The organism is Streptomyces sp. NPDC053427, assembly GCF_044544985.1.
Classification (GTDB): Bacteria; Actinomycetota; Actinomycetes; order Streptomycetales; family Streptomycetaceae; genus Streptomyces.
Genome location: NZ_JBITYA010000016.1, coordinates 166,756 through 180,719, shown reverse-complemented (window position 1 = coordinate 180,719; position 13,964 = coordinate 166,756). Strand labels below are relative to the sequence as shown.

Sequence of the window (13,964 nt, the reverse complement as noted above, 5' to 3'; positions counted from 1 at the left end):
CTTTCCCTCAGCTTTCTCAGCTTTCCCTCGGCAAGGAGCCTCGAATGCGCCGATTCCTCGGAACTACTCATCGCCCCGTCCGGACGACAGTTCTCGAGGACTCCACCTTCCATGGCTCATTCCCTGCTTCCTTCGCGCACCCTGAACATCGGGATTCTCGCCCACGTCGACGCGGGTAAGACCAGCCTCACCGAGCGGCTGCTCTTCGACACCGGCGCCATCGACCGGCTCGGCAGCGTCGACGCCGGTGACACCCGCACGGACACCGGCGAGCTGGAGCGGCAGCGCGGCATCACCATCCGCTCCGCGGTCGCCTCCTTCACCGTCGGCGATGTCCAGGTCAACCTCCTCGACACCCCCGGCCACTCCGACTTCACCGCCGAGGTCGAACGCGCCCTGGGGGTGCTCGACGGCGCCGTCCTTCTGCTGTCCGCGGTGGAGGGCGTCCAGGCCAGGACCCGGGTCCTGATGAAGACGCTGCGGCGGCTGCGGCTGCCCACCCTCCTGTTCGTCAACAAGATCGACCGGGCCGGTGCCCGGGGCGATGCCCTGCTGGCGGACATCCGCCGTCTGCTGACTCCCGTCGCCGTACCCATGGCGTCCGTTGCCGGACTCGGCACCGCTCGGGCGTCCGTCACGCCGTACGACCTGGAGGAGGCGGACGCCCGCGGCCGGATCGCCGAGGCGGTGGCCGAGGCGGACGAGTCGCTCCTGGCCCGCGTGGTGGAGGGGCCGCCGCCGACCGCCGACCAGGTGCGGGCGGCGCTGGCCGCCCGCACGGCCGACGGCTCCCTGCATCCGGTGTACTTCGGCTCGGCGCTCGGCGGGCAGGGCGTCGGCGCGCTCGTCGAGGGAATGGCCGGGCTGATTCCGCCGGCCGCGGTGCCGGCGGACGGACCGCCGCGGGGCACGGTCTTCGCCGTCCATCAGCCGCCCGGCGGCGAGCGCACGGCCCATCTCCGCCTCTACGCGGGCGAGCTGCGGCCGCGCCGCCAGATCCGGCTGCACCGGCGCGCGGCGGGCGGCGGCTGGGAGTCGCTCTCCGGCCGGATCACCTCCCTCGAGGTGGTGGGCCGGGCGCCCGGCGACGACGGACCGCTCACCGCGGGCAATATCGCCGTGCTCCGCGGGCTGCCCGGCATCCGTACCGGCGACCGCCTCGGTCCGGTGCCGGAGGCGGACGACGCCCTGTTCCCCTCCCCCACCCTGGAGACCGTCGTCCGGGCCGACGACCCTGCGCGGGCCGCCGCGCTGCGCGCCGCGCTGCTGGCGCTGGCCGACCAGGACCCGCTGCTGCAGGCGCGCCCGGCACCCGAGGGCGCGACCTCGGTGCTGCTGCACGGCGAGGTGCAGAAGGAGATCATCGCGGCCACGCTCCGCGACGGGCACGGCATCGAGGCGGCGTTCGCGCCGAGCCGGGTGGTGTGCGTGGAGCGGCCCTGCGGGGTCGGCGAGGCGTTGCACGAGATCGCCAAGCGGGGCCACAGCGGGCACTGGGCGACGGTCGGGCTGCGGGTCGAGCCGGGCGCCCCGGGCTCCGGCCCGGTCTTCGCCTACGAGACCGAACTGGGCGCGCTGCCGCACGGCTTCCACCAGGCCGTCGAGGAGACCGTACTGGCGACGCTGCGGCGGGGGCCGCGGGGGCTGGCGGTGACGGACTGCCGGGTGGTGCTGACCCGTTCCGGCTTCGTCGGCCCGCTGAGCACGGCCGGGGACTTCCGTACGGTCACCCCGGAGGTGCTGCTGCGTGCGCTGCGACGGGCCGGGACCCGGGTCTACGAGCCGTATCACGCCTTCGAGGCGGAGCTGCCGCTCGATGCGCTGGCCGCGGTCACCGTCCGGCTCACGGCGCTGGGCGCGGAACTCGGCGAGACGGCGGGCGGGCGGCACACCTGGCTGGTGCGCGGGGTGCTGCCGGCGCGTCACGTGCAGGAGGCGGAAAGGATGTTGCCCGGTCCGACGCACGGCGAAGGGGTGTGGAGCTCGCACCCGTCCGGCGATCGTCCGGTGCGCGCGGGCGGGGCCGTGGACGGCGGGCGGGCATCAAGCTGAGGCTGGAGAGCTTCCAGGTACGCGACGGGCGGCGCGCGTTCCGGGTCGTCCGGCCCCGGAACCCGCTGCGGCACACCGCGGTGTCCGATCCGCACGGGGCCTACGGCTTTCTGTACGGCGACCACGAAGGCCTGTCCCGGCCGGCGGGGCTGTTCTCGTTCGCGGCGTACTCCGGGAAACGCTGTTCCTGACGGGCAGCCGGGACGTCTTCGCGGCGGGCGCCGAGGCGGTGTCGGACGCGGCGGGGTGGGGGCCGCGGCAGAAGGGCGTCGCCGAGGGGTACAGCGTCCTGGTCCCCACCCTCACCGATCTGCTGGTGCCGGACCCGCACCGGCGGCGCCCGGAGCTCGACGTCCTCTTCGCGGCCCATCCGCCCTACGCGCACTTCGCCCGGCCGGGAGAGCGGCCCGGAGGGCGCACTCGGCTCTGAAGGGCGGCGTGGCGGGCGGCCCTGGAAGGGACGGCCCGCTCAGCGCTGCGTCAGGACGTAGTCGACCCGGCCGAACGTGATGTGATCGCCCGGCCCGACCGGCACCTCGCCCACCACACGGCGCCCGTTGACACAGGTGCCGTTGGTGGAGCCGAGGTCGCGCAGCATCCAGCCGCTGCCGTCGCTGCGCAGTTCGGCGTGCGCCCGGGAGACCGTCTCGTGGTTGAGCCGCAGACCCACCCCCGGCGCCCGCCCCACCAGCAGCGGGAACGGGCCCGGCTCCGGCAGGAGAAGCTTCGGCAGCCGCTCCGTGCGCCACGCCCGGCGCACCCGGATGTGGAACGCCGACACCCGGCCGACCATCCGCAGAACCGCGCCCTGCACCTTGCCGCGGCTCTCCAAGTCGGCGGTGGCCAGGGCAAGATCGGCGTGCTGCTGAGCGGTGAGGACGAGTTCCAGCCGACGCAGGAAGGTGTCCTGGGAAAGCCGCCCCTGTGCCGCGCCGTCGCGCAGCAGATCGAGGGCGCGTTCCCGGTCGGCGTCCGACGGGCGCGCCGGCCGAGCGGGGAACTCGAGCGATGTCATGCCGTGATTCTCGGGCCACCGCGAGCCGCTGTCCAGGCGAGGTGTCCCTCATGGTCGGTCGGGGACAGGGCGCCGGGACGCCGGGACGCACGACGGCGGGACGCCGGACGGCGTGGCCGCCCCGGCGTCGCCGCCGCAGGACACCGGTGTCCGCCCGGCGTCGGAATGGCGCAATTACCGGCGCGAAGTCGCGCCATGTCGCCACGTCGGGGTGTCGGGCGGGCGGGCGCCGTGCTTTCTTCGTCTGGAGGCCGGGAGCGCACCAAGTCCCCTACGGGGAGCGAGCGAAGGAGGCAGCGCCATGCTGTTCGAGGTATGGGCGCCGAGCGCCGGACGGGTCACGCTCCAGTGGGCGGGCGAGCGGGCCGACGAGGCGGCGCTCCCCCTGGAGCGCGATGCGGAGCGCGCCGGCTGGTGGCGCCTGACGACGCCGGCCCGCGACGGCGACCGCTACGCCTACCGCCTCGACGACGGCCCGCCGCTGCCCGATCCGCGCGCCGCCCGGCTGCCGGAGGGCCCCGGCGGCCCCGGCGCGGTCGTCGACCACGGCCGGTTCGTCTGGCGGCATCCGTGGCCCGGCCGCCCGCTGCCCGGCGCCGTCCTCTACGAGCTGCACATCGGCACCTACACCCCCCAGGGCACCTTCGACGCCGCCGCCGAGCGTCTGCACCATCTCGCCGAACTGGGCATCACCCATATTTCCCTGATGCCGGTCTGCCCGTTCCCCGGCACGCACGGCTGGGGCTACGACGGGATCGCCCCGTGGGCGGTGCACGAGCCGTACGGCGGACCGGACGGGCTCAAGCGCTTCGTGGACGCCGCGCACGGGCACGGGCTCGGGGTCGTCCTGGACGTCGTGCACAACCATCTCGGCCCCTCCGGCAACCATCTCCCGTCCTTCGGGCCGTACTTCACCGACACCCATCACACGCCCTGGGGGACGGCGGTCAACCTCGACGCCCCCGGTTCCGACGAGGTGCGCCGCTACTTCCTCGCCAGTGCGCTCGCCTGGCTGCGCGACTACCGGATCGACGGGCTGCGGCTGGACGCCGTCCACGCGCTGTACGACTCCCGCGCCCGGCACTTCCTGGCCGAACTGTCCGCGGCCGTGGACGCGCTGGCCGGTCATCTGCGGCGCCCGCTGTTCCTGATCGCCGAGTCGGACCGCAACGATCCGCGTACCACCGCACCCCGCGCCGGCGGCGGCCACGGCCTGCACGCCCAGTGGAACGACGACTTCCACCACGCCCTGCACACCGCTCTCACCGGCGAATCCCACGGCTACTACGCCGACTTCGCGCGCGCCCCGCTGGCCGCCCTCGCCAAGACGCTGACCACTGGCTTCTTCCACGACGGTACGTACTCCAGCTTCCGCGGCCGGACCCACGGCGCCCCGCTCGACCCGCGCGTCACACCCCCGTACCGCCTGCTGTCCTACGCCCAGACCCACGACCAGATCGGCAACCGCGCCCTCGGCGACCGCCTCACCGCCACCCTCTCCCCCGGCCTGCTCGGCTGCGCCGCCGCGCTGGTCCTGTGCTCACCCTTCACGCCGATGCTCTTCATGGGCGAGGAGTGGGGTGCGCGGACGCCCTGGCAGTACTTCACCGACCACCCGGACCCGGAGCTGGCGGAGGCGGTACGGGCCGGACGCCGACGCGAATTCGCCGCCCACGACTGGGGTGCGGCGGCCGCCGACTGGCCCGACCCGCAGGACCCGGCCACCCGCGCCCGCTGCGTCCTGGACTGGACCGAACCGGACGGTGCGCCGCACGCCGAACTGCTGGCCTGGCACCGCACCCTGCTCGGCCTGCGCCGCGAACTGCCCGCCCTGACCGATCCGGACCCGTCCGGTACGCAGGTCGCCTACGACGAGACGGCCCGGTGGCTGCTGCTGCGGCGCGGGCCCGTCCGGGTGGCCGTCAATCTGGCACCGGACGCGACGGCGTCCATCCCCGTGGGTACGGACGCCACCCGCGCACCGGCGCTGCGTGTGCTGGGAGCGTGGGGGGAGGGGGGCGAAGCCGATGGTGCGGGGGTGGTGCGGGTGGGGGCGGAGTCGGTGGTTGTGGTGGGGGAAATCCCCTAGGGGATGAGTGGGCCCCCTTTGGGGCCACAACGTTGGAAACCGCAAGGAAATTCCGGACGGGGGACGAATTTCCCGGTTCCGCGATTCGGCGCATTCCGCTCGCCCCCGATCCCCGTTGAGGATCACCCGCAAGTCGGCGCCCTTCATGAACCCGACACCACCGGCACACAGAACACGCAGAATTTACAGATGGTGCAGAAGATGCAGAAGATGTCGATATCTTGCGCTGCCGGCCCCCGCCAGGCTCCTTCCACCCCGCTCCACACCGCCCCGTCTCTCCCCGGCACCCGCGAAGATATCCCCATACAGGCCCCGTAGAGGGCTTTCCCGGAGGGTGGATCCATAGATGCCATGCGAGGGCATTCATCACCCGGCGGGAAACAAAGCCACCGGGCCGAGCGCATGTGACCGAAAATTTCGGCCGGGTAAAAAAGCCGGCAGGTAGTTGCCGGGCGCTCGGCCGGCGTGATTGCATCCTGCGAACACGAGTCGTTGCTATGGGCGCCCGACTTCGGGCGTAACGCGACTGTCGAACCGTCCTGATCCGCCTTACCGGTACTCCGTCCGGTTCGAGGTCAGGAACTCAGAGCATTGAAGGGAAAAGCACGCCATGCGTAACGGCTTCACCTTTGAGAGCGACGCCTACGAGATTTCCGACAGCGAGCTGGACGCCATTTCCGGTGGCATGGCCAGCGCCGGCGCCGAGGTCGCCGGGCACGGCGCCGCCGTGGGCATCGGCGATGTCGTCGGGACCGTCCAGTCCCTCGCGCCGTCCCTGCCCGTCGCCGAGGTCGCCAACCTGGCCACGGTGCGGACCGTCGGCATCTGACCGCGGCGCGGCCACCCCGGGACCTTCCGTCCCGGGGTTCACGCGTTCCCGCCGAAAACGCAGAACCGGAAGACGCAGAGCCGGAAGACGTCGAACCAATTGGCTCAGAGGCCGGTCATCCGCCGTCGGATCAGACCCGAAACTGACGCTGCCTTCGCGCCCGCCACCTCCCCGTTTCCGCTGGTGCCACCAGCATTCCCTCATCGCATTTCGTCACGCGAGGAAGAGAGGCAGCCCGTCAGGCGGCCCGAGACCACTGCCGAAAGCGACCAGGTGGGACCAGAGAACGAGCTGAGCGATATCAGCTCCATCATGCCTCCGATGCCATGACGCCATAGCGATATTGATCTTAGACGCGAAGACCCACGAGTCATAGCGTCGAGGTGTTCGCACATGGAGATCACAGTGAGGAGAATCCCCCATGGTCGCCAGCAGTCCGGGATCCGCTGTCGCGCATCGGAAGAAGCAGGGGAACAACAACACACGAGCGACGCTCATAAAATTCTTAGCCATATCGCTGGTCACGGCTGTGGTCGGCGTCTGTGCTGTGGACAGCGCAGACGCCGATACCCCGGAAAGGGGTCGAGCCGAGGTCCTCGAACTCAAGATTCAGAACGATCAGCACACGGCTACCGATCTCGGCCCGGCAGGGCCGAGCTTGGGTGATATGGACGTCTACTCGGGCACCGCCATAACGGACGGCCGCAGAGTCGGACGTGGGGGTGGGTCGTGTCAGGTCGTTCACATCGATGGCGAAGAACTCACGGCTCAGTGCCTGATCACGATAGAACTCGAGCGTGGCTCTCTGACGATGCAGTCGCTCTGGAAGAGCGGAAAAAGTTCGCTCGACATGGCCATCACCGGCGGTACAGGCGACTTCCGTAATGCGCGGGGCACCGCTCGCTACTGGGACATCGCAACGCCGAAAGAGAGGCTGCGGGCCGAAATCCTGCGCTGATACGTGAAGCACATCTGGACCGTGGTGTCACGGATGCCCAAGGGGAGAATTCCTCGACGACGGCCGCATTGAACGCCACCCGCACAGCGCGCTCACGTCCGTTCGTGTCGGTGGGCGAGGAAGCGGTCGCCCGCCCTCACCCACCGACCGTAACGGGACGGATCGGATCGCTCGTCCGCCGCGCAACGGCGCCGCCGCCTACCCGGCGCTGCCCGCCGCGGCCGCGGCCCCGTCCGCGTCCGCGCCCTCCAACTCCCGCTCGCTGGCGGCGACCGCGGCCTCCTCGGCCACCCGGTCCAGGTTGCGGTTGAGCAGGTAGTACAGGCCGCCGCCGACCAGCAGGCCGGGGACGAAGGCGAGGTCCGCGCCGCCCAGCGCCTCGGTGACCGGGCCGGTGTAGAAGGACGTGGAGAAGAACGGGATCATGGCGACGAAGCCCACCGCGTAGGCGACGATGCCGCGCCAGGCCCAGCGGCCGTAGATGCCGGCCGGGTCGAAGATCGCGGTGACGGCGTAGTGGCCGCGCCGGACCCAGTAGAAGTCGACGAGGTTGACCGCGGTCCACGGGATCAGGAAGTAGAGCATCATCAGCACGAAGGTGTTGAAGCTCTCCAGGTAGTTCTCCGGGAGCAGCATCGCCACGGCGAAGATGATCAGTCCGATGACGACGATGCCGGCGATGCGGATGCGGACGGTCGGCTTGACGCTGCGGAAGGCGTCCACCGCGCTGGTGGTGGTGAGCATCGCCCCGTACGCGTTGACGGCCATGATGCCGATCAGGGCGACGGAGGAGACGACGACGGCGAAGGTGCCGAAGCCGGGGAAGATCGCGTTGCCGACCTGGCGGATGCCGGTGATCGCGTCCGGGTGGGGCAGCGCCGAGGCGAGCAGCGCGCCGAGCGACATCAGCCAGGCGGCCGAGCCCGCCGCGCCCGCGTACGTCCACCAGATGACCTTGCGGGCGGAGACGTCGCGGGGCAGGTAGCGGGAGTAGTCCGAGACGTACACGGCATAGCTGATCTGGTAGCCGGCCGCGGCGGAGAAGACGACGAGGAAGGACGTCCAGGAACCGTGGGCGGCGTGGGCGGCGCCGGCCGCGGAGTGCGGGTCGAGCTGGATGAGGGCGCCGACGGTCAGCACGCCGAAGACCACGATCAGGACGTAGGTCAGCCAGCGCTGGACCAGATGCAGCAGGTCGTGGCCGACGACGGCGAGCACGATGGCGACGCCGATGATCAGCACGTACCAGAGGGTGGTGCCGCCGGGGAAGACGGTGCGCAGGCCCTGGGCGGCCAGGACGACGTTGAAGACATTGAAGCCGACGTAGACGAAGACGACGGCGGCGAACGGGACGATGGCGCCGCGGATGCCGAACTGGGCGCGCGACTGGATCATCTGCGGCAGGCCCATGCGCGGACCCTGATTGGCGTGGAAGGCCATGAAGAAGGTTCCGAAGCAGGCGCCGAGCACGACGGCGGCGACGGAGGCGAGCAGGCTCAGGCCGAGCGCGGGGCCGAGGAAGCCGGTGACCATGGTGGTCAGCACGAAGTTCCCGGTGAACCAGAAGGGGCCCTGGTGCCACACCTTGCCGTGCCGTTCGCGGACGGGGACGTAGTCGATGGAGCGGACCTCGATCACTCGGGATCCTCGCCCCTCGCTCGTGCTTTCCATGGCGGCCTTGGGGTCCATGGGCTTCTCCTAGGGGCGTGGCGACGGGTCTCTGCGGCGGGCGCCGCGATAGTTGCTGGTTACAGCGATTCTGCGGTGGTGTGAACCTAGGGGCATTGCCGCGGGGACTCGATCGCCCGATCGTCCATCCCATGAATATGTGATGGACACTATGTCTATGCCCTTGCATATTTCGGACCTGCTGGCCCGGCCGGACCTGAATCTCTCGGTCACCTACGACGTGCCCGCTCAGCTGCTCGCGCGCACCGTCGAGGCGGCGACCGTCTCGGATCTGCTGGTGCCCGGCAAGTGGCTGCAGGGCGGTGAGCTGCTGATGACCATCGGCCTGCTGCTGCCGATGGAACCGGCCGCGTGCCGGGCGTACGTACGGGACGTGGCCGAGGGCGGCGCCGCGTGTCTGGCGCTGGGGCTGGGGCAGGGGCTGCCGTACCAGGAGGCGCCCGAGCCGCTGGTGCGGGCCGCCGAGGAGGCCGGGCTGCCGCTGCTGACGGTGCCGGACGAGGTGCCGTTCATCGCCGTGACCAAGGCGGTGTTCGACGCGCGGGCCGATGAACAGCGCGCGGCGCTGCACCGGGCGTTCGCCACCCAGCGGCGGCTGACGGTTGCGGCGGCCGGCGACGGGTTGCGGCCGATGCTGGAGGAGTGGACGGCCGCCACCGGAGTGGGCGCGGCGGTGCTCGATCCCCTGGGGCGGCTGCTCGCGGCGGGTGAGCGGGAGGCCGGTCCCCCGCTGGAGGAGGCCCGGGACCTGGTCGAGCGGGTCGCGGCGCGCGGGCTGCGCGGCAGCGCCTCCAGTACAGCGGCGGGGCGGCAGCTGGAGGTCCAGCCGCTCGGCGCCCGGCGGCTGCGCGGGCTGCTGCTGCTCACCGGCCGCCCGGACGACGCCGCCCGTTCGGTCGTACCGGGTCTGGTCTCGCTGCTCTCGCTGGAGCTGGAGCGCCGGCATCTGCGCGACGAGCCGGAGCGCCGCCGCAGGTCGGCGCTGTTGTCGGAGCTGCTGGCCGACGAGGAGCTGTCGGCCGGGCGGGCCCGCGACATGCTGGCCTCGGCCGGTCTCACCGCCGAGCGGGTGCGGGGCGTCGTGGTGGAGGCCGGGGGCCGGAAGAGCGGTGCGGGGCGGGGGGCGCCGTCCCCGGAGAGCGCCGCCCACGACATGGCGGCCGACCTGGCGCTGGCGATGCCCGGCGGGCTGGTCAGGGTGACGGACGGAGTCATCGAGGCGGTCGTCGGCGAGGACCTCGACATCCGCGAGGTGCTCGGCCGGTTCGCCCCGCGCCGCGCGGCCGGGATCGGTCCGGCCACCGCCCCCGAAGCGGTACGGGTCTCGCTGCGCCAGGCGACCGGGCTGCTCGCCGTCAGCCGGACGAGCGGTGCGCCCGCCGAGGCCCGGCAGAGCGAGGCCAGCAGGCTGCTGCTGGACCTGGGCGACCGCCGTACGCTGCACGGATACGCCGATACGGTGCTCGGCCCGCTCGACCTGGCGGACAACGGCGAGGAACTGATCGCCACCTTGGCGGCCTGGCTGGAGACCGGCGGCGCCTGGGACGCCACCAGCCGGCGGCTCGGCGTGCACCGCCACACCGTCCGCAACCGCCTCGACAAGGCCATGGACCTCACCGGCCGCCGCCTCGACGACCCCGACGACCGCTTCGACCTCTGGCTGGCCACCCGGATCCGCCGCGGCGGCACCCCCTCCCCCGGCCCCCCGTCGGCGCGGCCCTAGGTGGTGTCCGCAACGCGCCCGGCATCAAACGCACTTCACTCTCACCCCGGCACCGTCTTTACTTCGACCATGGCTTACGAGATCCGCAGCATTCCCCCGGGCACCACGGCCGCCCCCGCCACCGGCCCGTCACCGGACCACGGCCGCGGGCAGCGGCGCGGGCGCGGCACGCTGGTGGCCGTCAGCGATCTGCACGTCCGGTACGACGAGAACCGCGACATCGTCGAGCGGCTGCACCCGGAGTCCGCCGACGACTGGCTGCTGATCGCCGGCGACATCGGCGAATACCTGGCCGACATCCGCTGGGCACTCGCCCTCCTCAGCAGCCGCTTCGCCAAGGTCGTGTGGGTACCGGGCAACCACGAACTCTGGACGCCCGCCAACGACCCCGTACAGCTGCGCGGCGTCGCGCGCTACGACCATCTCGTCGAGATCTGCCGGGAGTTGGGGGTCGTCACACCCGAGGACCCGTACCCGGTCTGGGAGGGCGAGGGCGGTCCGGTCGCCATCGCTCCGCTCTTCCTCCTCTACGACTACTCGTTCCGGATGCCGGGGCTGGACTCCAAGGAGGCGGCGCTCGCCGTCGCCGAGAAGGCCGGGGTGGTCTGCACGGACGAATTCTTCCTCCACCCCGACCCGTATCCGACGCGCGAGGCGTGGTGCCGGGCGCGGGTGGCGGCCACCGAGGCGAGACTCGCCGCCGTCCCCGAGGAACTGCCCACCATCCTCGTCAACCACTTCCCCCTGGTGCGCGAACCCACCCGGCCGCTGTGGCACCCGGAGTTCGCGCTGTGGTGCGGCACCGAGGCGACCGCCGACTGGCCCCGCCGGTTCCGGGCCGCGACGGTGGTCTACGGCCATCTCCACATCCCCCGGCTGCTGATCTGCGACGGCGTGCCCCACCAGGAGGTCTCGCTCGGCTACCCGCGCGAGTGGCGCCGCCGCTCCACCGAGCCGGGCCGCCCGGTGCAGATCCTGCCCGCCGCGACCGCGGTCACCTCCGGCACCACCGGGGCCCACGCATGATCGACAAGCTGCTGCCGGCGCCCATCGTGGCCGCCGAGGCCTTCCAGGACGATCCGCTGTCCGCGATGTTCCCCGAGGAACGGCAGCTGGTGGCGGGCGCGGTCCCGCAACGGCAGCGCGAATTCGGCACTGTACGCCGCTGCGCCCGCACGGCGCTGTCGGAGCTCGGCATCGACCCCGCCCCCATACTCCCTGGCCCCGGCCGCGCCCCGCAGTGGCCGGACGGCATCGTCGGCGCGATGACCCACTGCACCGGCTACCGCGCCGCGGCGGTCGCCCGCGCGACGGACATCGTCACCATCGGCCTGGACGCGGAGCCCAACAAGCCGATCGACGACCCCGGCGTCATCGACCTCGTCACCCTCCCCGAGGAACGCCCCCAGCTCCTCCATCTGGCCGCACTCGAACCCGACATCAGCTGGGACCGCCTGATCTTCAGCGCCAAGGAGTCCGTCTACAAGGCGTGGTACCCGCTCACCGGCCGCTGGCTCGGCTTCGAGGAGGCCCACATCACCCTCGACCCCACCGACGCCACCTTCACCGCCCGCCTCCTCGTCCCGGGCCCGGTGGTCGCCGGAACCGCCATCGGGGAATTCAGCGGGCGGTGGATGGTGGGGGCGGGGCTGCTGATGACCGCGATCGTGATGACGGCGTAGGACAGCGCGCGGCGGGCCGCCCCGCATGCCCTCGCGCATCCGTCGACGAACTCCCGTAGCACACCGCGCCGTTCGCGGTTTCGATCCCGGATTCCGGGTCGCCGGGCACCTCGCCCACAGCAGGGCCGTCCCCCACCGGGGCGGCCCTGCTGCACGACACCGTCGAGCCGGACCCCGTACAGGGCCGAACCCGGCCGAGCGGCACCTTCTCCTCCCCCGGCGCTCCGCCCCCGCGGCTCAACTCGCCGATGCGTGAGGCCCGTTCACTTCCCGCTTGCACCGGCCGCCCTTGCCAGGGCGTTCCTCGTGATGGATAGTGACGCTATCGGATAGCAAATAGTTCCGCTATCCATTCTTCGAGGGGTGTGGGACAGCCATGTCTTTGGTGCGTTCACGAACGGATTCAAGGGGAGACGCCGGGACGGAAACCCGTCCGGTGAGCCCACGGGTGGGGCAGCCCTGGCGCTCCTGGCACCGGCCGCTGCTCGCGTTCTCCGCGGCGATGGTGCTCCTCACCGTCGTCTGCGCCGGTGGGCTGCTCTTCGACGACCGGGTACTCGTGGGCTCGCCGATCTGGTTCAAGCCCTTCAAGTTCGCCGTCTCGTTCGTGGCGTACGGCCTCTCCCTCGCCTGGCTGCTGTCGCACGTCCCACCCGGCCGGGCGCGACGCGTCGGCTGGTGGGCGGGGAGCGTCGTGGCCGCGACCGGCGTCATCGAGATAGTGATCATCGTGGGGCAGGTGGTCCGCGGGAAGCGCAGCCACTTCAACCACGAAACCCCCTTCGACGAGGCGCTGTACAACACCATGGCCGTCACCGTCGTCATCCTGTGGCTCGCCACCCTCGCCATCGCCGTCCTGCTGCTCCGAGCGCGGATCGCCGACCGCGCCTCCGCCTGGGCGATGCGCTCCGGCATCGCGCTCGCCCTCGCCGGGGCCGCCGTCGGCTTCCTGATGACGCAGCCGGCGCCCGGCCAGCAGCGCGGGGTGTCCAAGGTGGTGGGCGCGCACAGCGTCGGTGTTCCCGACGGCGGGCCCTCGATGCCGCTGACCAGCTGGTCGACGACCGGCGGCGATCTGCGCATCCCGCACTTCTTCGGCATGCATGCGCTGCAACTGCTGCCGCTGGCCGTCATGGTGCTCATGGCGCTCGCCCCCCGGCTGCCCCGACTGCGCACCGAGCGCGTACGGCTGCGCCTGGTACAGGTCGCCTCGGCGACGTACGCCGCCGTCTTCGCCCTCGTCACCTGGCAGGCGCTGCGCGGGCAGCCGCTGCTGCGGCCGGACGGGGCGACCCTCGCCGCCGCGGGGCTGGTCCTCGCCGGTACGGCCGCCGGGGTGTGGGCCGCGCTACGGTCGGCCGGTCCGGCCGGCCGGGTGGTTGACGGTGGCGCGAGGCACGGCGCGGAAACGGAGCCGACGGCATGACCGCGTTTCTCTTCCAGCTGTCGTTCTGGCTCGCCGCACCGGTCTGGCTGCTCATGATCTTCGCGCCGGGGTGGCGGCTCACGGCGAGGGTCGCCGCGTCACCGCTGACCGTCGTCCCCGTCCTCGCGGTCTATCTCGCCCTCGCCCTGCCTGTGTTCCCCGAGCTGTGGGCCGCGGTCCGCAGCCCCGACGTGGACGGCTTCCGCGCGCTGACGACGCTGGCCGGCGGTGCGGGCGCGATCTGGGCGCAGGTCATCGCGTGGGACCTGCTGCTCGGGCAGTGGATGTACCGCGAGGCGCGGCGGCTCGCCGTCCATCCGCTGATCATGGGGCCGCTGCTGGTCCTGACGATCCTGCTCTCGCCCTTCGGACTGCTGCTGTTCCTGCCGCTGCGGGCGGTGCGGTCGCGGGCGGTGCGGTCGCGGGCACTGGGCGAGCGGGGCCCGGGTGGTCCCCGGGAAGCGTCCCGCTCCTAGCCCTGCGGTCCGCGGGAGTGCGGCA

At 72.0% G+C, this 13,964-nt stretch carries 12 protein-coding genes; 10 read left to right on the top strand and 2 right to left on the bottom strand.

What is annotated here, in order from left to right; all coding sequences use genetic code 11:
- Window positions 1–111 precede the first annotated feature (111 nt).
- Both otr(A) and ACIGWZ_RS36065 read left to right on the top strand, forming a co-directional pair.
- Window positions 112–2,052: a tetracycline resistance ribosomal protection protein Otr(A) gene (gene otr(A) / locus ACIGWZ_RS36070; RefSeq protein ID WP_400071667.1), complete on the top strand. Its 1,941-nt coding sequence runs from the start codon at window positions 112–114 to the stop codon at window positions 2,050–2,052.
- Between the two features lie 229 nt (window positions 2,053–2,281).
- The gene (locus tag ACIGWZ_RS36065; RefSeq protein ID WP_400071664.1) at window positions 2,282–2,482 is read left to right on the top strand and encodes a hypothetical protein; all 201 of its coding nucleotides are present in this window, start codon (window positions 2,282–2,284) and stop codon (window positions 2,480–2,482) included.
- A gap of 39 nt (window positions 2,483–2,521) precedes the next feature.
- On the opposite strand, the gene ACIGWZ_RS36060 is transcribed toward ACIGWZ_RS36065, so the two are convergent.
- Window positions 2,522–3,067, bottom strand: a complete 546-nt coding sequence (locus ACIGWZ_RS36060) for an FHA domain-containing protein (protein ID WP_400071662.1) — start codon at window positions 3,065–3,067, stop codon at window positions 2,522–2,524.
- A gap of 301 nt (window positions 3,068–3,368) precedes the next feature.
- Here ACIGWZ_RS36060 and treZ point away from each other — a divergent pair, with 301 nt between their 5' ends.
- The 3 genes from treZ to ACIGWZ_RS36045 all read left to right on the top strand — a co-directional run bounded on the left by treZ (window position 3,369) and on the right by ACIGWZ_RS36045 (window position 6,943).
- Complete coding sequence (gene treZ / locus ACIGWZ_RS36055) at window positions 3,369–5,156, top strand: malto-oligosyltrehalose trehalohydrolase (protein WP_400071660.1); 1,788 nt, start codon at window positions 3,369–3,371, stop codon at window positions 5,154–5,156.
- Window positions 5,157–5,766: 610 nt separating this feature from the next.
- The gene (locus tag ACIGWZ_RS36050) at window positions 5,767–5,985 is read left to right on the top strand and encodes a hypothetical protein (RefSeq protein WP_400071658.1); all 219 of its coding nucleotides are present in this window, start codon (window positions 5,767–5,769) and stop codon (window positions 5,983–5,985) included.
- Window positions 5,986–6,406: 421 nt separating this feature from the next.
- Entirely contained in the window at window positions 6,407–6,943 is a 537-nt protein-coding gene (locus ACIGWZ_RS36045; RefSeq protein WP_400071656.1) for a hypothetical protein, read from the top strand.
- 198 nt (window positions 6,944–7,141) lie between these two features.
- Here the strand turns inward: ACIGWZ_RS36045 and ACIGWZ_RS36040 are convergent, their stop codons facing one another.
- Entirely contained in the window at window positions 7,142–8,632 is a 1,491-nt protein-coding gene (locus ACIGWZ_RS36040; protein ID WP_400071654.1) for a purine-cytosine permease family protein, read from the bottom strand.
- Between the two features lie 157 nt (window positions 8,633–8,789).
- Here ACIGWZ_RS36040 and ACIGWZ_RS36035 point away from each other — a divergent pair, with 157 nt between their 5' ends.
- From ACIGWZ_RS36035 to ACIGWZ_RS36015, 5 genes are all read left to right on the top strand, one after another.
- Window positions 8,790–10,355, top strand: coding sequence for a PucR family transcriptional regulator (locus ACIGWZ_RS36035; protein WP_400071652.1), 1,566 nt, complete (start codon window positions 8,790–8,792; stop codon window positions 10,353–10,355).
- Between the two features lie 69 nt (window positions 10,356–10,424).
- Window positions 10,425–11,381: a metallophosphoesterase family protein gene (locus ACIGWZ_RS36030; RefSeq protein WP_400071650.1), complete on the top strand. Its 957-nt coding sequence runs from the start codon at window positions 10,425–10,427 to the stop codon at window positions 11,379–11,381.
- Window positions 11,378–12,037, top strand: coding sequence for a 4'-phosphopantetheinyl transferase (locus ACIGWZ_RS36025; protein ID WP_400071648.1), 660 nt, complete (start codon window positions 11,378–11,380; stop codon window positions 12,035–12,037). The genes ACIGWZ_RS36030 and ACIGWZ_RS36025 overlap by 4 nt, the downstream gene beginning before the upstream one ends.
- A gap of 502 nt (window positions 12,038–12,539) precedes the next feature.
- Window positions 12,540–13,463 (top strand): hypothetical protein, encoded by a 924-nt coding sequence (locus ACIGWZ_RS36020; protein ID WP_400071727.1) that lies wholly within the window; start codon window positions 12,540–12,542, stop codon window positions 13,461–13,463.
- Window positions 13,460–13,939 (top strand): ABA4-like family protein, encoded by a 480-nt coding sequence (locus ACIGWZ_RS36015; RefSeq protein WP_400071646.1) that lies wholly within the window; start codon window positions 13,460–13,462, stop codon window positions 13,937–13,939. The genes ACIGWZ_RS36020 and ACIGWZ_RS36015 overlap by 4 nt, the downstream gene beginning before the upstream one ends.
- The last annotated feature ends 25 nt before the right edge of the window (window positions 13,940–13,964 follow it).

Bases quoted from the DNA above. Each gene is read 5' to 3' on its own strand.
- ACIGWZ_RS36060 (WP_400071662.1), bottom strand. From the start codon at position 3,067: ATGACATCGCTCGAGTTCCCCGCTCGGCCGGCGCGCCCGTCGGACGCC.
- treZ (WP_400071660.1), top strand. From the start codon at position 3,369: ATGCTGTTCGAGGTATGGGCGCCGAGCGCCGGACGGGTCACGCTCCAG.
- ACIGWZ_RS36050 (WP_400071658.1), top strand. From the start codon at position 5,767: ATGCGTAACGGCTTCACCTTTGAGAGCGACGCCTACGAGATTTCCGAC.
- ACIGWZ_RS36045 (WP_400071656.1), top strand. From the start codon at position 6,407: ATGGTCGCCAGCAGTCCGGGATCCGCTGTCGCGCATCGGAAGAAGCAG.
- ACIGWZ_RS36040 (WP_400071654.1), bottom strand. From the start codon at position 8,632: ATGGACCCCAAGGCCGCCATGGAAAGCACGAGCGAGGGGCGAGGATCC.
- ACIGWZ_RS36035 (WP_400071652.1), top strand. From the start codon at position 8,790: ATGCCCTTGCATATTTCGGACCTGCTGGCCCGGCCGGACCTGAATCTC.
- ACIGWZ_RS36030 (WP_400071650.1), top strand. From the start codon at position 10,425: ATGGCTTACGAGATCCGCAGCATTCCCCCGGGCACCACGGCCGCCCCC.
- ACIGWZ_RS36025 (WP_400071648.1), top strand. From the start codon at position 11,378: ATGATCGACAAGCTGCTGCCGGCGCCCATCGTGGCCGCCGAGGCCTTC.
- ACIGWZ_RS36020 (WP_400071727.1), top strand. From the start codon at position 12,540: ATGGTGCTCCTCACCGTCGTCTGCGCCGGTGGGCTGCTCTTCGACGAC.
- ACIGWZ_RS36015 (WP_400071646.1), top strand. From the start codon at position 13,460: ATGACCGCGTTTCTCTTCCAGCTGTCGTTCTGGCTCGCCGCACCGGTC.